21 protein-coding genes are annotated in these 23,942 nt (G+C 62.6%); 5 read left to right on the top strand and 16 right to left on the bottom strand.

Going from position 1 to position 23,942, the window contains the following annotated elements; all coding sequences use genetic code 11:
* Window positions 1-1,248 (bottom strand): kynureninase, encoded by a 1,248-nt coding sequence (kynU, locus tag AC1D08_RS30125; RefSeq protein ID WP_457154759.1) that lies wholly within the window; start codon window positions 1,246-1,248, stop codon window positions 1-3.
* A 162-nt stretch (window positions 1,249-1,410) separates the two neighbouring features.
* On the opposite strand from kynU, the gene AC1D08_RS30120 reads away from it, so the two are divergent.
* Complete coding sequence (locus AC1D08_RS30120) at window positions 1,411-2,148, top strand: GntR family transcriptional regulator (RefSeq protein WP_457154758.1); 738 nt, start codon at window positions 1,411-1,413, stop codon at window positions 2,146-2,148.
* 371 nt (window positions 2,149-2,519) lie between these two features.
* Window positions 2,520-3,257 carry a transcriptional repressor LexA gene (gene lexA, locus AC1D08_RS30115; protein WP_095081425.1) on the top strand — a complete coding sequence of 246 codons (738 nt, stop codon included), beginning with the start codon at window positions 2,520-2,522 and terminating at the stop codon, window positions 3,255-3,257.
* Here the strand turns inward: lexA and AC1D08_RS30110 are convergent.
* On the bottom strand, window positions 3,251-5,713 hold the full coding sequence (locus tag AC1D08_RS30110; protein WP_457152569.1) for a ComEC/Rec2 family competence protein: 2,463 nt from the start codon (window positions 5,711-5,713) through the stop codon (window positions 3,251-3,253). The genes lexA and AC1D08_RS30110 overlap by 7 nt on opposite strands.
* Window positions 5,714-5,815: 102 nt before the next feature.
* On the opposite strand from AC1D08_RS30110, the gene gltX reads away from it, so the two are divergent.
* Window positions 5,816-7,240: a glutamate--tRNA ligase gene (gene gltX / locus AC1D08_RS30105; protein WP_457152568.1), complete on the top strand. Its 1,425-nt coding sequence runs from the start codon at window positions 5,816-5,818 to the stop codon at window positions 7,238-7,240.
* Window positions 7,241-7,424: 184 nt separating this feature from the next.
* A complete protein-coding gene (gltA, locus tag AC1D08_RS30100; RefSeq protein WP_095081430.1) occupies window positions 7,425-8,753 on the top strand; it encodes a citrate synthase in 1,329 nt (442 codons plus the stop codon).
* A 31-nt stretch (window positions 8,754-8,784) separates the two neighbouring features.
* Here the strand turns inward: gltA and lpxB are convergent, their stop codons facing one another.
* The 13 genes from lpxB to AC1D08_RS30035 all read right to left on the bottom strand — a co-directional run bounded on the left by lpxB (window position 8,785) and on the right by AC1D08_RS30035 (window position 21,909).
* Window positions 8,785-9,960 carry a lipid-A-disaccharide synthase gene (lpxB, locus tag AC1D08_RS30095; protein ID WP_457152566.1) on the bottom strand — a complete coding sequence of 392 codons (1,176 nt, stop codon included), beginning with the start codon at window positions 9,958-9,960 and terminating at the stop codon, window positions 8,785-8,787.
* Entirely contained in the window at window positions 9,953-10,855 is a 903-nt protein-coding gene (locus AC1D08_RS30090) for an LpxI family protein (RefSeq protein WP_457152565.1), read from the bottom strand. The genes lpxB and AC1D08_RS30090 overlap by 8 nt, the downstream gene beginning before the upstream one ends.
* A complete protein-coding gene (lpxA, locus tag AC1D08_RS30085) occupies window positions 10,842-11,675 on the bottom strand; it encodes an acyl-ACP--UDP-N-acetylglucosamine O-acyltransferase (protein WP_457152564.1) in 834 nt (277 codons plus the stop codon). The genes AC1D08_RS30090 and lpxA overlap by 14 nt, the downstream gene beginning before the upstream one ends.
* 13 nt (window positions 11,676-11,688) lie before the next feature.
* The gene (fabZ, locus tag AC1D08_RS30080) at window positions 11,689-12,156 is read right to left on the bottom strand and encodes a 3-hydroxyacyl-ACP dehydratase FabZ (RefSeq protein WP_095081436.1); all 468 of its coding nucleotides are present in this window, start codon (window positions 12,154-12,156) and stop codon (window positions 11,689-11,691) included.
* Entirely contained in the window at window positions 12,149-13,207 is a 1,059-nt protein-coding gene (gene lpxD / locus AC1D08_RS30075) for a UDP-3-O-(3-hydroxymyristoyl)glucosamine N-acyltransferase (protein ID WP_477227262.1), read from the bottom strand. Before lpxD ends, fabZ begins: the two co-directional genes overlap by 8 nt.
* A 75-nt stretch (window positions 13,208-13,282) precedes the next feature.
* On the bottom strand, window positions 13,283-15,652 hold the full coding sequence (gene bamA, locus AC1D08_RS30070) for an outer membrane protein assembly factor BamA (RefSeq protein WP_477227263.1): 2,370 nt from the start codon (window positions 15,650-15,652) through the stop codon (window positions 13,283-13,285).
* A 217-nt stretch (window positions 15,653-15,869) separates the two neighbouring features.
* Window positions 15,870-17,012: an RIP metalloprotease RseP gene (gene rseP / locus AC1D08_RS30065; protein WP_477227264.1), complete on the bottom strand. Its 1,143-nt coding sequence runs from the start codon at window positions 17,010-17,012 to the stop codon at window positions 15,870-15,872.
* Window positions 17,013-17,116: 104 nt separating this feature from the next.
* Window positions 17,117-17,932 carry a phosphatidate cytidylyltransferase gene (locus tag AC1D08_RS30060; protein ID WP_457154609.1) on the bottom strand — a complete coding sequence of 272 codons (816 nt, stop codon included), beginning with the start codon at window positions 17,930-17,932 and terminating at the stop codon, window positions 17,117-17,119.
* Complete coding sequence (locus AC1D08_RS30055) at window positions 17,929-18,663, bottom strand: isoprenyl transferase (protein WP_095081447.1); 735 nt, start codon at window positions 18,661-18,663, stop codon at window positions 17,929-17,931. Before AC1D08_RS30055 ends, AC1D08_RS30060 begins: the two co-directional genes overlap by 4 nt.
* A 34-nt stretch (window positions 18,664-18,697) precedes the next feature.
* Window positions 18,698-19,252, bottom strand: coding sequence for a ribosome recycling factor (gene frr / locus AC1D08_RS30050; RefSeq protein ID WP_457154608.1), 555 nt, complete (start codon window positions 19,250-19,252; stop codon window positions 18,698-18,700).
* A 110-nt stretch (window positions 19,253-19,362) separates the two neighbouring features.
* The gene (pyrH, locus tag AC1D08_RS30045) at window positions 19,363-20,085 is read right to left on the bottom strand and encodes a UMP kinase (protein ID WP_013895365.1); all 723 of its coding nucleotides are present in this window, start codon (window positions 20,083-20,085) and stop codon (window positions 19,363-19,365) included.
* A gap of 161 nt (window positions 20,086-20,246) precedes the next feature.
* Entirely contained in the window at window positions 20,247-21,353 is a 1,107-nt protein-coding gene (locus AC1D08_RS30040; protein ID WP_457152193.1) for an aldo/keto reductase, read from the bottom strand.
* Between the two features lie 19 nt (window positions 21,354-21,372).
* Window positions 21,373-21,909 carry a nuclear transport factor 2 family protein gene (locus AC1D08_RS30035; protein ID WP_457152194.1) on the bottom strand — a complete coding sequence of 179 codons (537 nt, stop codon included), beginning with the start codon at window positions 21,907-21,909 and terminating at the stop codon, window positions 21,373-21,375.
* 114 nt (window positions 21,910-22,023) lie between these two features.
* Here AC1D08_RS30035 and AC1D08_RS30030 point away from each other — a divergent pair, with 114 nt between their 5' ends.
* Window positions 22,024-22,944, top strand: a complete 921-nt coding sequence (locus tag AC1D08_RS30030; protein WP_457152195.1) for a LysR family transcriptional regulator — start codon at window positions 22,024-22,026, stop codon at window positions 22,942-22,944.
* Between the two features lie 31 nt (window positions 22,945-22,975).
* On the opposite strand, the gene tsf is transcribed toward AC1D08_RS30030, so the two are convergent.
* Window positions 22,976-23,899, bottom strand: a complete 924-nt coding sequence (gene tsf, locus AC1D08_RS30025) for a translation elongation factor Ts (protein WP_457152196.1) — start codon at window positions 23,897-23,899, stop codon at window positions 22,976-22,978.
* Window positions 23,900-23,942 lie beyond the last annotated feature (43 nt).

Below are 23,942 nucleotides of genomic sequence, written 5' to 3'. Positions count from 1 at the left end.
TCAGGTCACCGCGGTTTTGACCGCGAAACGCGCGTCTTGCCAGACGCCAGTGCGCAGGATGTCTTCCAGCATGTCGACCGCCTGCCAGACATCCTTGTAGCCGATATAGAGCGGCGTGAAGCCGAAGCGGATGGTCGAAGGCGCCCGGAAATCGCCGATCACGCCGCGCTCGATCAAGGCCCGCATCACCTGGTAGCCGCTGGGGTGGATGAATGACACCTGGCTGCCGCGCTCGTTGCCGTTACGCGGGCTTTCAAGCTCGAGCCCGTACGCCCCGCACCTTGCTTCGACCAGCTGGATGAACAGATCGGTCAGCCCGATGCTCTTTTGGCGCACCGCCACCATGTCGACATCGTTCCAGAGGTCCAGGGCGCCCTTGAGCGCCCGCATCGACAACACCGGCTGCGTGCCACACAGGAACCGGCGAATGCCGGTGCCTGCGGCATAGCCTTGTTCGAAGGCGAACGGCCGCGCATGCCCCCACCAGCCGCTGAGCGGCTGATAGACATCACCGTGGTGCCGCTGTGCGGCATAGATGAAGGCTGGCGAACCCGGGCCGCCATTGAGGTACTTGTAGGTGCAGCCGATGGCGAAATCGGCATTGGCAGCGTCGAGTTCGACCGGCAGCGCGCCGGCGGTGTGACAGAGATCCCAGACGATCAGCGCACCAGCCTGATGGGCCTTGCGCGTCAGCGCCGCCATGTCGCGCAACTGGCCGGATTTGTAGTTGACGTGGTTGACCAGGATAACGGCGACGCGCTCGTCGATCAGTTCCTCGATATCAGGCGCGTCGACGCCCTCGAGCCGCAGGACCGTACCCGGCCGCGTCGAAGCAACGCCCTCGGCCATATAGAGATCGGTCGGGAAGCTGTCGCCCTCGGCGACGATGACCGACCGGTCCGGACGCATCGCGAGCGCCGCATGCAGCACCTTGTAGATGTTGATCGACGTCGTATCGCAGACCACAGTCTGACCGGCCGCGGCGCCGATCAGGCGTCCGAGCTGGTCGCCGAGCTCGACTGGCATGTCGAACCAGCCGGCGGTGTTCCAGGCACGGATGAGGTCCTGCGCCCATTCCTGTGTGGCGGCCTTGTTCAGTTCGTCGAAGACGGCGGGAGAAGCCGCGCCAAGCGAATTGCCGTCGAGGTAGATCACCCGTTGCGGCAAGACGAAACGATCGCGCATGGAACGCAGCGGGTCCGCGGCATCCATCGCCTCGATTGCAGCGAGATCGGGAGTTGCATTCATGGTCGACTATCCCCGCGCATGGGCGTGCTCAGATGAACATATCAGGTGAAACCGTTGGCGATCATGGGCAGTCCCTTGGGTCTTGTCAAACATTATATATTATTTACGCAATGGAAGGATTTCATATATAATCACCCGACCAATTGGTACGGATGGTCGGCAATGCTGGACGACGAGCACTTCTCGAAGACAGTAGCAGCCTACAGGCTGCTGCGCCGCGATATCCTCACCACCCGTCTGAAGCCCGGCGCGCCGCTCAAGCTCAGCGCGTTGCGCAACAGCTACGGCATCGGCTGGACACCGCTGCGCGAGGCACTCTCGCGGTTGGAGGCCGAGCGCCTGGTGACCGCCATCAGCAATCGCGGCTTTGCCGTCGCCGCGGTATCGCGCAACGAGTTGGAAGATCTGTCACGCGCCAGATTGGTGGTTGAACTGCCTCTGCTCCAGGAATCGATCGAGAAAGGCGGCCGTGAATGGGAGGACGCCGTCGTCGCTGCCCATTACCGGCTGTCGCGCAGCAGGACCGCGGTCGACGACCCGTCCGACGAAGTGGTCGACGAATGGGATGAAAAGCACGAGGCTTTCCACGCGGCACTGCTCAGCGCGGCAGCGTCCCCCTGGCTGCTGACCTTCCACTCCACGATCGCGGATCAGTTGCGTCGCCATCACCGCTTTCTTGGCCTGGCGCCAACCTTGCGGGCGGCCGCCGGTCTCCAGCATGGCTACGAAGAGGCCATGGAGGCGCTGCGCCAGGCCGTCGCGATCGAACATCATACCGCGCTCATGGAAGCGGCGCTGGATCGCGACATCGAGCGCGCGAAAACCCTGATGGTTGCCCACATCGGCTACACGCTGCATGTCTATGTCCATGCCGGCGACGGCAGCACAAACAAGCGGTAATGCGACGAGGAACAAGGCAAGGCCGATACGGGCAATTCCTCCGCCAAAGTTGGCATTTTGGCTCCCTTTCGTTCACGGGAGCCACGACCGGTGAAGTGAACCGAGCCCTCTTGTCGAGCTCCAGCGTTAGCCGAGGCCAAGCCCGACACTGGGTGAGCCACAGGCCATTAACCATAGCAATTTCAATCCAACCAAGCGCTCGGCGGTGGCAGGCATGCGTCGATCGCGACCCACTTCCGGGGCGCCAAATAATTTCAGCCGCCTTAACAAGTTCATTAAACTTTAAACGGTTGCGGAACACAACTGGAACAGATAGTGTTTGTTCTGGGTTTGTTTTTCCGATTCTGGTTTTGGGTAACCTGGGGGCTGCCATGCTGACGCGTAAACAACACGAACTGCTGATGTTCATTCATGAACGGCTCAAGGAAAGCGGCATTCCGCCATCCTTCGACGAGATGAAGGAAGCGCTCGACCTTGCCTCCAAATCCGGCATACACCGGCTGATCACGGCGCTGGAGGAGCGCGGCTTCATTCGCCGCCTGCCCAATCGGGCGCGCGCGTTGGAAGTGCTGCGGCTGCCGGATTCGATCGCGCCAGGCCTCAACGCGGCAAAGAAGTTCTCGCCAAGCGTCATCCAGGGCAGCCTCGGTCAAGGCGGCCTTGGCCGGCAACTCAAGCCTGCATCTTCGCGGATGCCTTCGGCCGGCAATGACGACGACGTGGTCTCCGCCGTGTCGATCCCGGTCATGGGACGCATCGCGGCCGGTGTGCCGATCGACGCCATCCAGCACCAGACGCATTCGATCTCGGTGCCGCCGGACATGATCATGGGCGGCGAACACTATGCCCTGGAGGTCAAGGGCGACTCGATGATCGAGGCCGGCATCTTCGACGGCGATACCGTCATCATCCGCAACGCCGATACAGCCAGCCCGGGTGAGATCATCGTGGCGCTGGTGGATGAAGAGGAAGCGACGCTGAAGCGGTTCCGCCGCAAGGGTGCCTCGATTGCTCTCGAAGCCGCCAACCCGGCCTATGAAACCCGCATTTTCGGACCGGACAGGGTCAAGGTGCAAGGCAAGCTCGTCGGGCTGATCAGGCGCTACTGAGCAGGGCTTGCGACCGGCTTTTCGGGTTTGCGGTAGGGTGGCAGGCCCCTCGCCTCGCGCGAAAACTTGCGCTGCGTGTGCCAGGGCCGGTATGACCCGTCCACCGCGAAGCTGATCGTCGCAGGCGTGGTCGCAGATTGGCGATCGAAGAAGACGGCCGCACTACCCTTGCGGGCCAGTTGTCGCTTGGTGATGACGAGCACAAGTGGATTGTGACAGGGGTCATAGGCCGTGGCGTCATTGATGACGATCAGGTCGGCGAAGCCGCAGGCCATCCAGGCGTCCTTTCGGTCTTCGACATGCGCGATGATCGCACCGGATGGATGCTTGGCGAGACAAATGCCCGATGTGCAATAGAAAGGCGCTCCCGACGGCAGCTCGGCGGCATCGGCTATCTCGAATTGCCCGTCTCCTTTGCTGAACACCTCCGGTATGACGATGGTCTCGGATGTCAGCGCGCGTTTCCAGTTGTCGACCGTGAATTCGTTCGGGCGTGCCCGGCTGACGGCGAGTTCGCCACCCCCGATCGGCAGCGCAACCAGCCGGGCGTCCTCCGAGATCAGCACGTCCGGTGCGCGCGTGTCCGAGACGGTCAACAGGCCGGCAAGCGCGAACGGAAGGGCTGCGAGCCGCAGCCATGTCGTGGCCATCGTCGCGATGACCAAGGCAATCGCAACCAGCAGGACGGACTGCTGCGAAATCAACCCGACCGCGTCGACCGGCGAGCGCTGGGAAATCCATCCGGACATGGCGATCATCACCGTCAGGCCTTTGCCCATCACGTAAAGAAAGGGGCCATCGGCGCCAAAGGGCATCGCCAGCGCACTGAGGACGGCGAAAGGCATCACAACCAGCGAGACGATTGGCATGATGGCGAGATTGGCGAACAGGCTGAGCGGCGACACCCGCTGAAAATGCCAGATGGCAAACAGCGCCGTGGCAGAGCCGGCGATGATGGAGGTCATGGCAAGGCCGCCCATCGCCAACAGGAATTTTCTGGTGAGAAAGCCATGGAGAGATCGCCGTGGCGGCGGCGGTTTCGTTTTCGCCGCACGATGATCAGACCAGCCGGCATAGGCACCGACCAGCGCCGCGGTCGCCGCGAACGACATCTGGAAACTTGGGCCGACCACTTCATGCGGCGACACCGCAATGACCGCGATCGCCGAGATCGCCAGGTTGCGCATGGTCAGCGCCGCCCGATCGAACAGCACGGCAATCAGCATCACCGCCAGCATGATGAAGCTGCGCTCTGCGGCAACGACGACGCCTGAGATGACAAGATAGGCGGCGATCGAGAAAAGCGCGGCGGCCGCGGCGTATTTCTTGACTGGCCGGCGCGCGGAAAAGTCCGGAAACAGGGCGAAGGCGCTGCGCATCAGCATCATGATTGTGCCGGCCACCAGCGCCATGTGCAGCCCTGAAATGGAGATGACGTGGTAGATGCCGGTGCGCCGCATCGCTTCGTTGATCTCATCGGGAATGCCGGCGCGCACGCCGACGATCAGCGCCGCGGCGATCTCGCCTTCGGCGCCACCGATACTGCCCCTGATATGGTCGGCGATGGCTTCACGGGCATTTTCTATCCCCGAGGCAAGGCGGGCTGACAGCGGAATGTCGTCGTCATTGCCGGCGACAAGCTTTGGATTGCCGAGGAAAAACCCGCTGCCGCCAATGCCGGCGAAATAGCTGTCGAAGGAGAAGTCGTAGCTGTCCGGCCGCACCGGGCCGGTGGGCGGCAATAGCTTGGCGTAGCCGGTGACCAGCGAGCCTGGGGTTATCTCTGCCGGGATCTTTCGTGCCGAAAGCCGAACCCGCTCCGGCGCATAGCGCAATTTCGGCCTGGCTGTCGACGTCACGTCGATGGTCAGCCGGATGCGGCCGGACTCCATTCGGTCAAGCGAGACGACGCGGCCGGTCACTTGAGTCGAGATTTCCGAACCGAGCAACTGCGTTCCCGCCCGCCATGTCTCGACCTTGCCGGCGAGCAGGCCGAGCGTGCACAGCACCGCAGCCATGAAACAAAGATGGGCTTTCGGCCTGGAACGCGAGACGAACGCGCAGAGCCCCGTCAGAACGACGACCGCGACAGGCTTCGCAAAATCAGGTTCCACCGTCAGCGAAAAATAGCCGATCGCTCCGATCGCCAGACAGACCGGCACCAGCAGGAAGGCTACGCCTCGATCAAGCTCCAGGCCCGCTGCCGTGGCCACGCTGTGGCGCAGCCGAGGCAGCGATATCCGGCCGATTTGCCGGCGCACGCGCACGATCCTGCCAACTTCGGCAACAGGAGCGGGGGCGGAGACATCCGCTTGCAACGGCGGGTTGCCGGGGGCCGGCACGAGAGGTGATGGCAGCGGTAACGCAGCCGGCAGCGGCGTCGCAAACAGGGACCGTTCGCTGACGCCAATAGCGGCGTCCTCGCCCTGATCCGAGCCCCGGCCCCGTCCAGCCATCGGGTCTGCCCCTTGCGCCCTCGACACCCTATGCTACATGAACGCGCAACGCGCGAAAGTCCGCGCAACCACACCCCGCTTCAGATGGTTTCCGAGAGTTTCATGTCCGACAAGGTCGTCACCCGTTTTGCCCCCTCGCCCACCGGTTACCTGCACATAGGCGGCGCGCGCACGGCGCTGTTCAACTGGCTGTACGCAAAGCACACTGACGGCACCATGCTGCTGCGCATCGAAGACACCGATCGCGAGCGCTCCAACGATGCCGCGACCGCAGCCATTCTCGACGGGCTTTCCTGGCTCGGCCTCTCCTGGGATGGCGAGGCCGTCTCGCAGTTCGAGCGCGCGCCGCGTCATCGCGAGGTGGCCGAGGAGCTCGTGCGCATGGGCAAGGCCTATTACAGCTACGAGACGCCTGCCGAGCTCGAGGCAATGCGCGAGGCAGCACGCGCCAAGGGCCTGCCGCCCCGCTATGACGGCCGGTGGCGTGACCGGGACCCCTCCGAGGCGCCCGCAGGCGCCAAGGGCGCCATCCGCATCAAGGCGCCGACCACGGGCGAGACGGTGGTGCACGACCGTGTCCAGGGCGAGGTGCGCTTCCCCAACAAGGATCTCGACGACTTCATCATCCTGCGTTCGGACGGCAACCCGACCTATATGCATGCCGTCGTCGTCGACGACCACGACATGGGCGTCACCCACATCATCCGAGGCGACGACCATTTGACCAATGCCGCCCGCCAGACGGTGATCTACGACGCCATGGGCTGGGACGTGCCGTCCATGTCGCATATCCCGCTGATCCACGGCGCCGATGGCGCCAAGCTGTCGAAGCGGCACGGTGCGCTCGGCGTCGAGGCCTATCGCGCCATGGGCTACCTGCCGGAGGCGTTGCTGAACTACCTGGCGCGCCTCGGCTGGAGCCATGGCGACGACGAGATCATGTCGATCAAGGACATGATCTCCTGGTTCGACATCGGCGATGTGAACAAGGGCGCCGCCCGCTTCGACTTCGCCAAGCTCGAGGCGCTGAACGGCGTCCATATGCGCCGCATGAGCGATGCTGAGCTGTTCGACATCTTCATCGCCACCCTGCCCTATCTCGAGGGGGGGCCGGCGATGGCCGCGCGCCTCGACGACAGGAACAAGGCGCAACTGCTGGCAGCGCTGCCCGGCCTGAAGGAGCGCGCCAAGACACTGGTCGAACTTGTCGACGGCGCCGCCTTCCTGTTTGCCACCCGGCCGCTGCCGATCGACGACAAGGCGGCACTGCTGCTCAATGAAGACGCGCGCAAGATCCTGCGCGGCGCTCACGAAGCTTTGACGACCCTGTCAGGTGACTGGACGGCCACTGCGGCTGAAGCCGCCGTGCGCGACTATGCGCAGGCCGGCGGCCACAAGCTTGGCGCCGTGGCCCAGCCTTTGCGCGCCGCCCTGACTGGCAAAAGCACCTCGCCGGGTGTGTTCGACGTGCTTGCCGTGCTCGGCCGCGAGGAAAGCCTGGCGCGCATAGCGGATCAAATCGATTAGGAGCGAACTGGCCCAAGAAGATTGGCATTGAAAGGCGCGTTTCGCAGTGCAACATTAGGCCCTGGCCCAATCTGGCACGCACCTCCTAGAATGCGGTGGCGAATACGCGCATTGCGGTGATTTCGACGTGTCGCTCTGCGGAATTTTGCCTTTGCCGGCATGAGGAAACAAGAAGGAGTTTGCAATGACCGAAGCTGCGAAAAAACTGGATTTGGGCGGCAACACCCACGAGGCCACGGCAACGCTTGAATTCGCCGGCAAGACGCACGAGTTCAAGGTGCGAAGCGGCTCGGTCGGGCCTGATGTCATCGACATCGCCTCGCTCTACAGCACCACCGGCGCCTTCACCTACGATCCCGGCTTCACCTCGACCGCAAGCTGCGAGTCCGAAATCACCTTCATCGACGGCGACGCCGGCATCCTCTTGCACCGCGGCTATCCGATCGACCAGTTGGCCGAACACGGCGACTTCCTCGAGGTCTGCTATCTCCTGCTCTATGGCGAATTGCCGACCAAGGCGCAGAAGGACGATTTCGATTACCGCGTGACGCGCCACACCATGGTGCACGAGCAGATGTCGCGCTTCTTCACCGGCTTCCGCCGAGACGCGCACCCGATGGCGGTGATGTGCGGCGTCGTTGGCGCGCTGTCGGCCTTCTACCACGACTCCACCGACATCTCCGACCCCTACCAGCGCATGGTTGCCTCCATGCGGCTGATCGCCAAGATGCCGACGATCGCGGCGATGGCCTACAAATACCATATCGGCCAGCCCTTCATTTACCCGAAGAACGAGCTGAACTTCGCCGCCAACTTCCTGCATATGTGCTTCGCCGTGCCGTGCGAGGAGTACAAGATCAATCCGGTGCTGGCGCGCGCCATGGAGCGCATCTTCATCCTGCATGCCGATCACGAGCAGAACGCCTCGACCTCGACCGTGCGTCTTGCCGGCTCATCGGGTGCCAACCCGTTCGCCTGCATCGCCGCCGGCATCGCTTGCCTGTGGGGCCCGGCCCATGGCGGCGCCAATGAAGCGGCGCTCAACATGCTGGGCGAAATCGGCCATGTCGACCACATCCCGGAATTCATCGCTCGCGCCAAGGACAAGAACGACCCGTTCCGGCTGATGGGCTTTGGCCACCGCGTCTACAAGAACTACGATCCGCGCGCCAAGATCATGCAGAAGACGGCGCATGAGGTGCTGGGCGAGCTCGGCATCAAGGACGATCCGCTGCTCGATATCGCCATGGAGCTGGAAAAGATCGCGCTGACCGATCCCTATTTCATTGAGAAGAAACTCTACCCGAATGTCGACTTCTATTCCGGCATCACGCTTAAGGCGCTGGGCTTCCCCACCACGATGTTCACCGTCTTGTTCGCGGTCGCCCGCACCGTCGGCTGGATCGCGCAGTGGAAGGAGATGATCGAGGACCCGCGCCAGAAGATCGGCCGCCCGCGCCAGCTCTATACCGGTGCGCCGGAGCGTGACTACGTGCCGATCGCCAAGCGGTGATCGAGGCTTTCCGGATTGAGAAAGGCGCCCGTCAGGGCGCTTTTTTTATGTGACGAAGCACGACACCCGCCGCGATCTCGCCGGACGGCTTGTCGGTCGCCATGCGCCGGGTAATCTCGGCAAAACCTTGCTTCTGCCAGGCGCGCATCCCGCTGTCGGCAAACAGCGCTTCCAGTTGCCGGGTCAGATTGTTCGGCTTGACGTACTCATTATAGAATTCCGGGACCAGCGCCCGATCCGCGATCAGGTTGGGCAACAGCGCCGACCAGACGGACAACAGGTAAGGCGCCACGACGCGCGCGACGGGATCGAGTCTGTAGCAGGAGACCATCGGCACACCGGCCAGCGCCAGCTCCAGCGATACCGTCCCCGACGCGATCAGCGCCGCATCGGCCTTGCCGAAGGCCTGCCATTTGCGTTGGGTATCAAGGATAATCTCGGGTTTCTCATCCCACCGTGTGACCGAGGCCCTGACGAGGTCGGCGACATGCGGGACGGTCGGCAGCAGCAGCCGCAGGCGATGCCCGCGCGCATGCAGCATCGACACCGTCTCGCCGAACGGCTCGAGCAGCCGTCGCACCTCGCCGCGCCTCGAACCAGGCAGGACGAGCAGTGTCTTGACGCGATCCGGAGACGCAAGATCGCGCGGCAGATCCTGCGCCTTGGCAGCACCGAGCACGCCTGCATCATGGGTGAGGCGATGCCCGACATAGGTTCCGGGCGGGCCGCCCAGTCGTTCGAGTTCCTTCACCTCGAACGGCAGGATGCAGAGTACATGGTCGACATAGGGCTTCATGGCCACCGCCCTGCCCGGCCGCCATGCCCACACGCTTGGGCAGACATAGTGGATGATCGGGATCGACGGATTGGCCCCACGCACCTTCCTGGCGACGCGCAACGAGAAGTCAGGACTGTCGATGGTGACGAGGCAATCGGGCTTCTCGTCCGCAACAGTTTTGGCCAGCTGGTTGATCCGCCGCATCAGGCGTGGCAGGTCGCGTAGAATGGCGCTGAAACCCATCAGGGCGATCTCGCCGGCATCGAACGGCGACGTCAGTCCCAGCGCCTGCAAATGGCGGCCGCCGAGGCCGACGAGCTCCACCTCGCGCCTGGTAGCCTGCTTGAGCGAACGCACGATGTCGGCGCCAAGCAGATCGCCCGACTCTTCGCCGGCAACAATCGCAATCTTCAATGCCCTGTCAGGCATGATGCGGCTCCGTAGCGGCAGGCAGACCGATGACGAACAGGCCGAGGGCGTTGGCGCGCGCGACGGTTTCAGGGCCTTCGAGAACCAGCGAACGTCCCGCCTCGACGGCAATGCCGGCAAGCCCGGCCGCATGTACCGCCTCGATCGTCTGCGGACCGATGGAAGGAAGATCCGCACGCAGTTCCTGGCCAGGCTTGGCGCATTTGACCAGCACGCCGCGGGTCTTGCCCGCGATACGGCCGTGGCCACGCAACAGCTTCGCGCGATCAAGCAGTCCGGCTGTTCCCTCGATGCCTTCGAGTGCAATAGTGCGGCCACCGACTGCGATCGCCGCCTGGCCAATATCCAGCGCCCCAATCGCCTTTGCCGCTGCAAGGCCTGCCTCGATGTCGAGCCAGTCCGATTTGCGTGGCGAGGCCTTGGTCAGGACACCCTCGGCGGCGACGAGGTCTGGCACGATCTCGTGGGCGCCGACGATCTTTATGCCTCGTGCTTCGAGACCTCGTGCCACCACCTTCAGCAAGCCATCGTCGCCACGCGCCAGCGCCATGACCACCAGGGGAATCACCGCGAGCAGGCTGAGACTGGGCCGCAGCGCAAGCAATCGTGGCCTGCGCTTGATCTCGCCCGCAAGCACCAGGTGGGTAATCCGGTGCCGCCTCAACAAGGGTATCAGCGAGCCGATACCTTCCAGAGCGAGGCTTTCATGCTCATACCGGGAGAGCTCCGCCATGCGGTCCACCTCGCCTTCCATCAGGATGACAAAGGGAGGATGGCCTCGTTGCGCCGCACCGGCCGCGACTTCGACCGGCAGGCTGCCGCCGCCGGCGATGATGCCGACCCTGGCGCCCGATGGGAGATCAAGACCGGCTGCCGCGGTCTCAGCCTTCGTCATCGACATCGTCGCCATCGCCGCCCTTGAGCGACGGCACCGCATAATGCCGCTTGCCGCGACTGGTGATGAAATCGACGATCTTCATGGCGGTCGGCGACGACGCGAATTCGGCCTTGGCGAATTCGATGTTCTCGCCAACGGTGCGAGAGCGATCGAAGATCATCTTGTAAGCCTTGCGCAGCACATGGATTTCGGACCTCGGCAGGCCAGAACGCTTCAGGCCAATGATGTTGAGGCCGCGCAGACTGGCGCGATTGCCAACCGCGATGGCATAGGGAATGACATCGCCCACGATCGCTGAGCAGCCGCCCAGAAAGGCATTGTCGCCGACACGGACAAACTGATGAACCGCCGTCAGTCCGCCAATATAGACGTTGTTGCCGACCTCGCAGTGGCCGCCCAGCGTCGCTCCGTTGGCGAACGTCGCATTGTCGCCGACGACGCAATCATGGGCGATGTGGGCGTAGGCAAGGAAATTGCCATTGTCGCCGATCGTCGTCTCCCCGCGGCTGGAATCGGTGCCGAGATGCATGGTCACGCCTTCGCGGATCGTGCAGTTCGTGCCGATGACCAAAGTGGTGCGGCCGCCCTTGTGCTTGGTGTTCTGCGGCGGCCCGCCCAGTATTGCCATCGGGTAGACCTTGGTCGAGGCACCGATGGTGGTCGCGCCCATCACCGAGACATGGCTGACCAGTTCGACGCCGTCGCCGATCACCGCATCGGCGCCGACATGACAAAACGGCCCAATGCGCACGCCTTGACCGATTTGGGCGCCCTCCTCCACGACAGCGGAAGCATGAATGGATGTCTTGATTTTCATAAGCATTCGATCGTCAGTCGCTGGTGACCATCATGGCTGAAATCTCGGCCTCGGCCGCCTTGGCGCCGTCGACCATGGCTTCACAAGCGAATTTCAGCAGGTTGCCGCGTTTCTTGATTTTCTTGACATGGATCCTCAACTGGTCGCCGGGAACGACCGGTTTGCGGAATTTGGCATTGTCGATGGTCAGGAAATAGACCAATGACGGCTTTTCAGTGCGCAGGCTGCGGATGCAGATGGCGCCGGCCGTCTGCGCCATCGCCTCGACGATGAGCACTCCCGGCATCACCGGCTGCTCGGGGAAATGGCCCTGAAAATGCGGCTCGTTTATGGTCACGTTCTTGATGCCGACGGCGGACTCGTCGCCATCGATGTCGACGATGCGATCGATCATCAGGAACGGATAGCGGTGCGGCAGGAGCTTCATGAGCCCCATAATGTCGACCGCTTCCAGCGTAGTCGAAGCGATCATGTCAGCCATTGCCTCCCTCGCCCTGTTTGCGGGTCCTGGCGAGCTTGCGCAGCATGGCTATCTCCCGCATGGCTTCCGCCATCGGCTGTGCCGGATAACCACCCCAGATCTCGCCTGCAGGGACATTGCTCATAAACCCACTTCTGGCGGCGAGCTTGGCCCCAGACCCGATGGTCAGGTGATCCGCAAGCCCGACGCCGCCGCCCATGGTGACATTGTCACCCACGATCACGGAACCCGAGATACCCGAAAGCCCGGCTATTATGCAATTGCGGCCGATGCGGACGTTATGGGCGATCTGTACGAGATTGTCGATCTTGGTGCCCTGGCCTATGATCGTATCGGACATGGCGCCGCGATCGACGGTGGTGTTGGAGCCGATCTCGACATCGTCCTGGATAACGACACGGCCGACCTGCGGCACGCGTTCGGGTCCCTTGGCGCCGCCGACGAAGCCAAAACCATCCTGGCCGATCCTGGCGCCTCCATGGATGATGACGCGGTTGCCGATCAAGGCATACTGGATGCTGGCGCCTGGACCGACATAGCCGTCGCGGCCGATCTGGCAGGATTGTCCGATGACAGCGTTGGGCGCGATGACCGTACCGCCGCCGATCGAAGCACCCGGCCCGATGACGGCACCTGCCTCGATGACAGCACCTGCCTCGACATGCGCGGTCGGATCGATATGAGCATGCGGCGAGACACCGGTTTCACTGGTCATTGGTCCCGGTGTCGCGGCCGTCGGGAACAGCAGACGGCCGACCAGCGCGAAGGCCTGTTGCGGACGCGGATGAATGAGTACCGCGATGCCGGCCGGCGCCTTGCTGGCGAATTCCGCCGGACACAGGACCGCGGCCGCCCGCAGCGACAGCATCAGCGCGGAATTGCGTTTGCCATCGACGAAAACGAGCGCATTCTCGCCGCCCTCATTGGCCGGCGCGAGCGCTTCGATCGAGATATGGGATTGGCCGGAATCGACAAGCACCGAGCCGGTCAGATTCGCGACTTCGCCCGCCGTATACCGGCGTGATGGCGCGAAGAACACCGGATCGGTCATTCCAGAAGCTATATCCAGCTAGGTCGGAACATCTCTCCCGGACCTGAAAAATCCGGGAGCATCGTTGGCCGTCGATCAGAAGCGGGTCGATATGCCGAAATTGAACTCCTGCACGTTGTCGGTCGCTTCCTTCTTGACCGGGATCGCATAGTCGATACGGATCGGACCGAACGGCGATGCCCACATCAAGCCGAGGCCGACCGAGGCGCGCAGCTTCAGGTCAGTCGACGTCTGGGTGACAGCCGCATTCTCGATCTTGGTGCCATAGAGCGTTGCTGCGTCCGCGAACACCGCGCCGCGCAGCCCGAAGCTCTCCGGAATGACTGGCAGCGGGAACTGGGCTTCGGCCGAGGCATTAAAATAAGTCGTGCCGCCGAGATGGTCACCCGTAACACTGTCCACAGGGCCAATGCCGCCATATTCGAAACCACGGATCATGCGGTCGGTGCTCTGGAACTGATCGAAGATACGCAAACCGCCGTCGCCGCCGTAACCCTCGACATGACCCGCGCCAGCCGAGAGGAGGCCAACCAGATCGAACTGCTCTGAAAGCGTCTGATAGATGCTGCCGCGCCCAGTCAGCTTCACATACTTGGCGTCGCCACCGAGGCCGGCAAATTCGGCCGTCGTTGTGGCATAGATGCCTTCGTGCGGGTTCTTCATGTCGTCGATGGTGTTGTAGACCAGCCCCAGGCTGACCGACGACTTGATCCAGGGGCTTTCCTCGATACCTTGAACGATCGCCTGCGAAACATCGCAGTCGCCCAGCACGCCGTCTCCATTGTCATCGCAACCGTCGTCGTACTCGTACTTTTCCCGGGCGATGTTGTACGCCAACTGCGTCGAGATGCTGTTGGTGATCGGCAGGCCGAAGCGCACCGTCGCACCCGTGGTCTCGCTATCGTAGTGATCGTAATTCCGGGTCTGTTGGAAGATATCGAAGCCGGCGGCGATGCGCCGTCCGAGGAAATAGGGTTCGGTGAAGGACAGGCTGTAGTCGCGCGAATTCTTGCCGCCGCCTGCCGACAGCTTGATAAATTGGCCGCGGCCTAGGAAGTTGCGCTCGGTGATCGATCCTTCGATGGACGGACCCGCCGTGTCTCCACCGGTCGAGTAGCCGGCGCCGACCGAGAATTCGCCGGTCGATTTTTCGACAACGTCGACCACCAGCACGACTTGGTCAGGCTGCGAGCCTGGAACGGTCGAGATATCGACTTTTTCAAAGTAATTCAGGTTTTCCAGGCGCTTCTTCGCGCGCTGGATGAGAACTTGATTGAAGGCGTCACCTTCGCTGACGTCGAACTCGCGGCGAATGACATAATCACGCGTGCGGTCGTTGCCGCGGATCTCGATGCGTTCGATATAGGCTTTGGTGCCCTGGTCGATGGTGTAGACCACCGAAATGGTGTGGTTCTCGAAATTGCGGTCGCCGCGCGGCGTCACCTGCGCGAAGGCATAGCCGGAACCGGCCACCTTCTCGGTCAGCGCGATGATGGTGTCCTCGACGTCCTTGGCATTGTAGACGTCGCCCTTGCGGGTCTCGACCACCGATTCCAGAGACTTCGAGTCGACTTCCGGGATGGTGCTTTCGACGCTGACATCGCCGAACGTGTAGCGGTCGCCTTCTTGGACGGTGATGGTGACCGTGTACTTGTTCGTCGCACTGTCGAGTTCGCCGACGGCGGACACGACCTGGAAATCGGCATAGCCGTGATTGTAATAGAAGCGGCGCAGCAGCTCCTGGTCGGCGCGCAGCTTGTCGTCGTCATAGACGTCGTCGCGCAGAATGAACGAAACCCAGGACGAACGCTTGGTGTTGATCACATCCGACAGGCGGCGGCTGGAATAGGCGCTGTTGCCGACGAAATTGATCGCCGCGATCTGAGTGCGATCGCCTTCACTGATGTTGAAGACGACGTTCACGCGGTTATCGCCAAGCTGCATGACCTGCGTGGTCACGGTCACATCGTCGCGACCGATGCGCCTGTAGGCAGCCTTGACCGCTTCGACGTCGGAGTCGAGCGTCGCCTGCGAAAACGTTCCGCGCGGCTTCAACTGCACCGCCATCTCAAGCGCGTTGTCCTTGAGCTTCTTGTTGTTCTGGAACAGCACCTGGTTCACGACCTGGTATTCGGCAACCTTGACCACCAGTGTCGAGCCGACCTGATTGATCTGCACATCCGAGAACAGGCCGGTGCCGAACAGCGCCTTGACCGCGCTGTCGATATCGGAGCTGGAGAAAGCTTTGCCCGGCTTGATGGTGATGTAATTGCGGATGGTTTCAGCGTCGATACGCTGGTTGCCGCTCACTTCTACTCTGCTGACGACAGCGGCTTCGGCCGCCGATGTGGCAACGAACTGCACTGCGAGCGCGCCTGGCACCACAAGGGCCGCAGACAGGGTCACCGCGGACGCGGCGCTCAGAAACTTGGATGCTGCCTTCATCGGGCTTAATAACCTTTTCTCGTAGTCCCCACGGCGAGAAAACCGGACGTGCGGTAATTTCTCCTACCGTATTAACCGGATTTTCCCTACACGCAAGGCTTCTGGTTAATTTGAATTTACTTAACCTTGCGGCGTGGCTTTCGCGTCACTCATATTCCGGGGCATGGTAAACGGCGTCTCAACAACGTCCATGCCAAAGCCAAATTTCTTCATGATTTCAGCATCCAAACAGATCGTTCCAGAAAACGAAACCCATGAAGCACAGCACCAGAAGCAACCCGGCCCGATAGGCCATTTCCATCATCCGATCCGACACCGGACGGCGAATGACGGCCTCCACCCCGTAGAACAAGAGATGGCCGCCGTCGAGGGGGGGAATCGGCAAAAGGTTCAGAAACCCGATGCCGACAGACAGCAGTGCAATCAGTTGCACGAGCCATTCGAACCCAAGTTTCGCTGCCTTGCCGGCCATGTCGGCGATCTTCACCGGGCCGCCCAGCTGACATTTATCCTCACGCCCGACAACGAAACGCTGCAGGAACTGACCAGTGCGCTGAATGACATGCCCAGTCTCCTCGACTGCCGCGGCAACCGCCCCGACGGGCGTGTAGGTGACGAGGCGGGGCTGGCCGAGTTCCTTGTTGTTGACGACGCCGATCACGGCAACCTTGACCTTGTTGCCGAGCGCGTCTTCCTGTTCCATCAGCCGCGGCGCCGCGGTCACCGTGACCTCCTTGCCGTCGCGCAGCATGACGAAGGTGATGGCGTCGCCGGCACGGCCGGAAACCAGACGCTGGACGTCACCAAAGGTTTCGACCTTGCTGCCGTCGACGCTGACGAATCGGTCACCGGGCAGGATGCCGGCTTTCGCCGCCGGGCTGTCAGCCGTCACCTCGGCGACCATCGGCTCGGCGACATAGCGGCCATAGGCGGAAAACAACACGGTGAAGACGACGATCGTCAGCAGGAAATTGAACAGCGGCCCGGCGACGACCGTCGCCGCGCGCTTCCAGATCGGCTGCGTGTGAAAAGCGACCTTGCGTTCCTCCTCGGTCAGCGTCTCGATCTCTTCCGAAGTCGGCTGACTCGATGTGGCGTTCATGTCGCCGACGAATTTGACATAGCCGCCAAGCGGTATCGCGCACAGTTTCCAGCGCGTGCCGTGGCTGTCGCTGAAGCCGAAAAGCTCCGGGCCGAAGCCGATCGAGAAGGCCTTGACCCCGATGCCACACCAGCGCCCGATGAGGTAGTGGCCCATTTCATGGACGAACACGACCACGGTCAGCACAAAGAGGAACGGCACGAGCGTGCCAAGGACGAAGCCTTGTGTGCTGAAAAGCGCGTGAAGAATCTCGTTCAAGATAAACCCTCAAATTCTTCCGCGGCGCGGATAGCGCCGTGACTGTGGCATCAATCCAGGCGAATCCAAGGCGCGGCGCGCATCGAGCCCTGAAATGACGCCTCTCAAACCGGAAACAGCCCCTGCGCCGGATGATCGGCGGTCGCCGAAATCCAGCCGATGACGTATAGGGCGAAAGCCGCCGCGACAAGCCCGTCGACACGGTCCATGACGCCGCCGTGGCCGGGGATGAGCGCACCCGAATCCTTGCGACCGTGGCGGCGCTTGATCCAGGATTCAAACAGGTCGCCAGCCTGGGCGACAATCGACAGCACGAGCGCCACAAGGCCGAGCAACGCCAGATTGCCGACGCCGGCAACCGCGGCCAGGATGAGCCCGGCCACAACTCCGCCGACAGCGCCGCCGAGCGCGCCGCTGCGTGTCTTGCCGGGAGAGATCGACGGCGCCAGTTTTGGGCCGCCGACCGTACGGCCAACGAAATAGGCAAAGATATCGGTGGCCCAGACGACCGCGAACAGGAACAGGATGGCGACGAGGCCTGAACGATCCCCGTCGCGCAACAGGGCAAGCGACAGGCCGGAAACACTGGCATAGGCAAGACCGGCCGCGTCCCATCGTCCGGTCTTGCGAACCGAGGCGGCAATCGCCACTGCGGCAACCGCCACCACGACAAGCGGCAGCAGCCACGATGCGGCAAGGCCGGCAATCAAGGCCCCAATGAAAACAACCAGCAGCGCTTCCGGCAGGAAACCCAGGCCCGTGGCCTCGGCCGGGCGCGACATGCGTGTCCATTCATAGAAAATCACCGCCGCCATCACGGCACACAGCAACCGGAACGGCAGCCCCCCAAACCAGGTCAAGCTAAGGGTAATGATGGCAAGCACGACTGCCGAAATGACGCGAAGCTGGAGATTGCTCATCCTGCGGCCGGTCGCGAGGCAACGTCCTGCGAGCCAAGTCCGCCGAATCGGCGTTCGCGGCTGGCAAATTCGCGCAGGGCCTCGGCAAGATGCTCGCGGCTGAAGTCGGGCCAGTAGCAAGGCAGGAAGACGAGCTCGCTATAGGCAGCCTGCCACAGGAGGAAGTTCGACAGCCGCAGCTCACCACTGGTGCGGATGACCAGTTCCGGGTCGGGGATGCCTTGCGTGTCGAGTGCGCCGGCAAAGCTTTCGGCGGATATCGCCTCGCTGTCGAGTTCGCCACGGGCCACGGCTGCGGCAAGCTTGCGCGCCGTCCGCACGATCTCGTCGCGTCCGCCATAGTTGAAGGCGATCACCAGGGTCAGCGCTTCATTTGCGGCGGTCAGCGATTCGGCCTCGTCGAGCAGCCCCCTGATGTCGGATTGCAGCCCTGCCCTGTCACCGATGATTCTGACCCGCACACCGCTCTGGTGCAAATCGGCGAGATCACGGCGGATGAACAGTTTCAGCAGGCCCATCAGGTCGCTGACCTCGGACTTCGGCCGCGACCAGTTCTCCGACGAGAAGGCATAGACAGTCAGGAAGGAGATGCCGAGCCCGGGTGCGGCGCGCACCGTCTTGCGCAGCGCTTCGACACCGGCCCGATGGCCAGCAAGACGAGGCATGCCGCGCGCTTTGGCCCAGCGTCCGTTTCCGTCCATGATGATCGCGACATGCGCGGGCGTTGCCATGTTCTCGCTTTCGGGTCAGCCGATGGCCAAAACCCTAAACCTGCATGATTTCAGCTTCCTTATCGGAAAGCAGGTGGTCGATGGTGCTGATCGTTTCGTCGGTAAGTTTCTGGACCTGTTCGGAACGCTTGCGCTGATCGTCCTCGCTGATGTCGCCGTCCTTTTCCGCCTTCTTCAGGAAGTCCATGCCATCGCGGCGCACGTGGCGAGCGGCGACGCGGGCGTTCTCGGCGTAGCCATGCGAGATCTTGACCAGTTCCTTGCGGCGCTGTTCGTTGAGCTCGGGCAGCGGAATCCTGAGATTGGTGCCGTCGACGATCGGGTTGAAGCCCAGATTGGATTCGCGGATGGCGCGGTCGACCGCGCCGACCATCGACTTGTCCCAGACCGACACCGAAATCATGCGCGGTTCCGGCACCGAGACGTTGGCGACCTGGTTGATTGGCATGGTGGTGCCATAGGCCTGCACCTGGATCGCGTCGAGCAGATTGCTGGAGGCGCGACCGGTCCGCAGCGAAGCCAGATCATGTTTGAACGCGGCGATTGCCCCGTCCATGCGCCGCTTGAGATCGTCGTACACACCACTCATCTTAATCTCCTCGACCCGTCTAGCGCGGGTTCACTGCTTTGGGGCAAGGCCCCGTGTTCGAGCCTGATTTTCGAAAACCGTCATCCCTTTTTCGGGACCAGGCCCCAGGATCAATCGTCCGCGACGACCGTGCAGCGGCCGCCGCCCCTTAGAATATCGCCAAACCCACCTTTTTCGTGGATCGAATAGACGATTATCGGAATGTTGTTTTCGCGCGCAAGTGCAATCGCAGCCGTATCCATGATGGAGAGGCCGCGTTTTATGACTTCACCATGGCTGATGCGCTCGAAACGCGTCGCATCCGGGTCCTTCTTCGGGTCGGCCGAGTAGACACCGTCGACCTGAGTGCCCTTGAACAGCGCGTCGGCGCCGATTTCGGCCGCACGAAGTGCAGCCGCCGAATCAGTGGTGAAGAACGGATTGCCGGTGCCGCCGGCAAAGATCACCACCTTGCCCTGGTTCATGTAGGCGGTTGCCTGGCGCTGTGAGAAACTCTCGCAGAGTTCGGGCATGGCAATCGCAGAAAGCACCACGGCGTCGACGCCGATCTTGTTCAATGACGTGCGCAGCGCCAGTGAATTGATGACCGTGGCAAGCATGCCCATGTGGTCGCCGGTGACGCGGTCACCGCCCTTGGAGGCAACGGCCACGCCGCGAAAGATGTTGCCGCCGCCGATGACGACGCCGACCTCGATGCCCAGTGCGCGGGCTTCGGCGATATCGGCGGCGATGCGATCCACCACCGAAACGTCGATGCCGAAATGCTGTTCGCCCATCAACGCTTCGCCCGACGCTTTCAACAAGACACGTCGGTAGAGGGGCTTCACCGTCATCTGGTCCTCGTCATTTTGCATGTGACGCGTTCCGGGTGGCTACCCTCGCGCAGGCGCCGCCCCGAAACATGGCGCGATGCCGTGTTCCGATACACGAAGGGCGCCGCGATGTCACGCGGCGCCCGAGCCGGAAATTCGAGATCGAGACGCTCAGCCAATCATTAGCTGACGCCGGCAAAAGCGCCCTCTATCAGCAGGTCCGGGAAGTAGCCCATCGGCTTGCCGCCGACCGCCTGGCCCCCGGTGAGGCCGCCCTGGATTTCCGGTCCGAAGAACGAATATGGAAACGGCGTGACTGGCCGGCTGACTGCGTCGAGCCGTACCAGAAGCTCTCGCGGAATCTCGAAATCGAGCGCGCCGAGATTGTCCTTGAGCTGATCCAGCCTGGTCGCACCGATGATCACCGAGGCGACACCTGGCCTTGTCGCCGCCCAGTTCAAGGCGATCTGGGCCATGCCGCGGCCAAGCTCGCCGGCAACCTTTTCCAGTTCGGCAACGATTGCCCAGTTGCGGTCGCTGAATTTCTGAAAGCCCGGATTGCTCGAGCCGCGCATCGTCTCCAGCCTGCCGCCGGCCTTATTGATTGTATCCGAACGATATTTGCCACTCAGAAGGCCGCTTGCCAGCGGGCTCCAGGCCATGATGCCGGCGCCGTAGCGCGTGCCGAACGGCACGAATTCATGCTCGATGTTGCGCTCGGCCAGCGAATATTCGAGCTGCAGCGCCGAAACCGGTTCATAGCCGCGTTGCTCGGCGACGGATTGCGCCCTGCTCGCGTACCAGGCGGGGACGTCGGAGAGGCCGACATGGCGGATCTTTCCGGCGCGCACCAGATCGTCAAGCGTCCGCATCACCTCTTCCGGCGACGTCAGCCTGTCCCAGGCATGCAGGATATAGAGATCGATATAGTCGGTACCGAGCCGCTTCAGCGAGCTTTCGACGGCGCGGATGATGTTCTTGCGGCCATTGCCGCCGGCATTCGGATTGCCCTGCTCCAGATTCATGCTGAACTTGGTGCTGATCACCGCCTTGTCGCGCAGGCCGCGCTCGGCGATGAACTCGCCAAGCCAGGTCTCGGAGGTGCCGCCGGTATAGGCGTCGGCGGTGTCGAAGAAATTCCCGCCTGCCTCGACATAGGCATCGACCAGGGCGCGCGCCGTCTCCTTGTCGGCACCCCAGCCCCATTCGGTGCCGAAGGTCATGGTCCCGAGTGCCAGGCGGGTGACTCGTAGCCCGCTGTTGCCAAGGGTGTAGTAGGACATGGTCATGATGTCGTTCCGATCCTGTTCAATGCTGATCCTGTCCGGGGGTCGCCTTGACCCACGGATTGCCGCGCTCATGCGTCATGCGGAATCTGAAGCCGTCCACCATCCAACCCGCGCCCGAACGGGTCAGGTGGTGTTCGTAAGTGCCCCAGACTTCCCAGAGCGGGTCGCCATTGCCTTCCATCCGGTTCCAGGCATAGCCATTGGAGGACACGGTCGCGGCGTCGCCGTCGATGGCGACCTGGTGGTTGGTACGAAGATGCAGGCTGGTCTTGCTGCCCCTGAGATTCGCTGCCCAGGTCCCGATCAGATCGTCCGAAGCGATGGTGGCCGAGGGCTGTCCGCTCAGGCTGCTGAAGTCGACGGTGACACGGTCGGCGAAATAGCTGCGGGCCAGCCGCCAATCCTGTGCATCGACGGCACGATCGATGGCATCGGCGATACGGATGACCGCGCGCTCATCGGCGGGCGTCATTTCGCGGGATGGCTCGGCTCCGCCGGCATCGACCGGCGCCAGCGCAATACCCGCCGCGAAGGTCGCGTACTTCAATGCATTCATGTCTCTTCTCCTTTACGCATCGGCCGCCGCCGATCTGTTGGCGACAATGTGGGCCAGCCCGCCGGCGTCGAGAAGATTGCATTATCTGCACAGACTATGCGATATCATGCATGAATGGATCGCGACCTGCTCAGCCATCTTCCCGTCATCGTCGCCGTGGCGCGGCGTGGCGGCTTTGCGTCGGCCGCCGCGGAACTTGGCATGAGCCCTTCGGCTGTCAGCCACGCGGTGCGCCTTGTCGAAGAGAGGATCGGCCAGCCGCTGTTTGCCCGCACCACGCGAAGCGTTGCCTTGACTGAGGCCGGTGAGGCGCTTGTGGCGGCAGCGGAGCCTGCCCTGGAGGATATCGCGGATCGGATCGAGCGGATTCGCTCGGTGAAAGGCAGGGCGAGCGGCCTGCTCAAGATCAATGTGCCGCGCCTGGCGTTGCCGCTCGCCTTGATGCCCATCCTGTCGGCAATGGCCGAGCGCTATCCCGAGGTGACGGTGGAAGTGTTCACCGACGAGCGCCTGAGTGACATTGTCGGCGAGGGCTTCGACGCCGGCATAAGGCTGGGCGAGATGATTGCCGAGGATATGGTGACGGTGCGGCTGACCGAGCCGTTCCGAACGATCATCGTCGCCTCCCCCGCCTATGTTGGCCGCCACGGAAAGCCGCGAACGCTGGCTGATCTCTCCAGCCATAATTGCATCGGCTATCGGCTGTTGCGATCGCGCGCGCTCTACCGCTGGGATCTGTCCGACCAGGGCAAGGATATCGGCGTCGAAACGCGTGGCAGCGTCGTCGTCACCGATCCGCTGTCGGCGCGCGACATGGCGCTGGCCGGCATCGGGCTGGCCTATCTGTTCGAGCCGCTGGTGCGGGCCGATATCCAGGCCGGCCGGCTGATCGAGGTGCTGCGCGAAGCCGCGATCGACGAGCCGGGGCTGTTCCTCTATTTTCCCCGCCGGGCGTCGATGGCGCCAAAGCTCAGGGCTTTCATCGACACCGCACAAGAAATCGGCCGGGCATCCCTGCGGACACCCGGCCGATAAAATTCGTTAGAAGGACAGCTGCCGCGGCAGCTTACTTCTTGACCGCCGCCGCGACTTCCGCCGCGAAATCGGTCTCTTCCTTCTCGATGCCTTCGCCCAGCGCAAAGCGCAGATAGGCGGTGATCTTGGCCGGGGCGCCGATGTCCTTCTCGGCATCCTTCAGCGCCTTCTCGACGGTGATGTCGGGATTGAGCACGAAGGCCTGCTTCAGAAGGACGACTTCCTCGTAGAACTTGCGCAGACGGCCTTCGACCATCTTCTCGATGATCGCTTCCGGCTTGCCGGACTGGCGTGCCTGATCGGAGAAGATCGCCTTCTCGCGCTCGATTGCCGCCGGATCGAGTTCTTCGGTGGTCAGCGCCATCGGGCTGGTGGCGGCGACATGCATCGCGACCTGACGCGCAAACGCGTTGGCCGCATGCTCGTTGCCCGTGGTCTCGATCGCGACCAGCACGCCGAGCTTGCCAAGGCCATCGGCAACCGCGTTGTGGACGTAGGTGGCGACGGCGCCATGCGGAACGGTGAGCTTGGCCGAACGGCGGAAGCCCAGGTTCTCGCCGATGGTGCCGACGGCGTCCTTGATGGTGTCGGTGACCGACTTGTCCGAACCCGGATACTTGGCCGCTGCAACCGCGTCGGTCTTGCCGCCATAGGCGAGCGCGACCTTGGCCACATTGGCAACGATCTCCTGGAATGCAGCATTGCGAGCAACGAAGTCGGTCTCGGAATTGACTTCGACGACGGCAGCTTCGCGCGGGCCGGAATCGACGCCGATCAGGCCCTCAGCCGCGGTGCGGCCGGCCTTCTTGTCAGCCTTGGAAATGCCCTTCTTGCGCAGCCAGTCGATGGCCTCTTCCATGTTGCCGTTGGTTTCGTTCAACGCCGCCTTGCAATCCATCATGCCCGCGCCGGTCAAGTCGCGGAGTTCTTTGACCTGTGCAGCCGAAATGCTCATTGTCGCCTCTTTGTTTTAAATGCACCGACGCACCATCGAACCT

The sequence above is a fragment of the Mesorhizobium sp. P2_E6 genome (genome assembly GCF_056403835.1).
The sequence above is the reverse complement of the archived record's forward strand: the minus strand, read 5'-3'. Positions and strand labels throughout refer to the sequence as shown.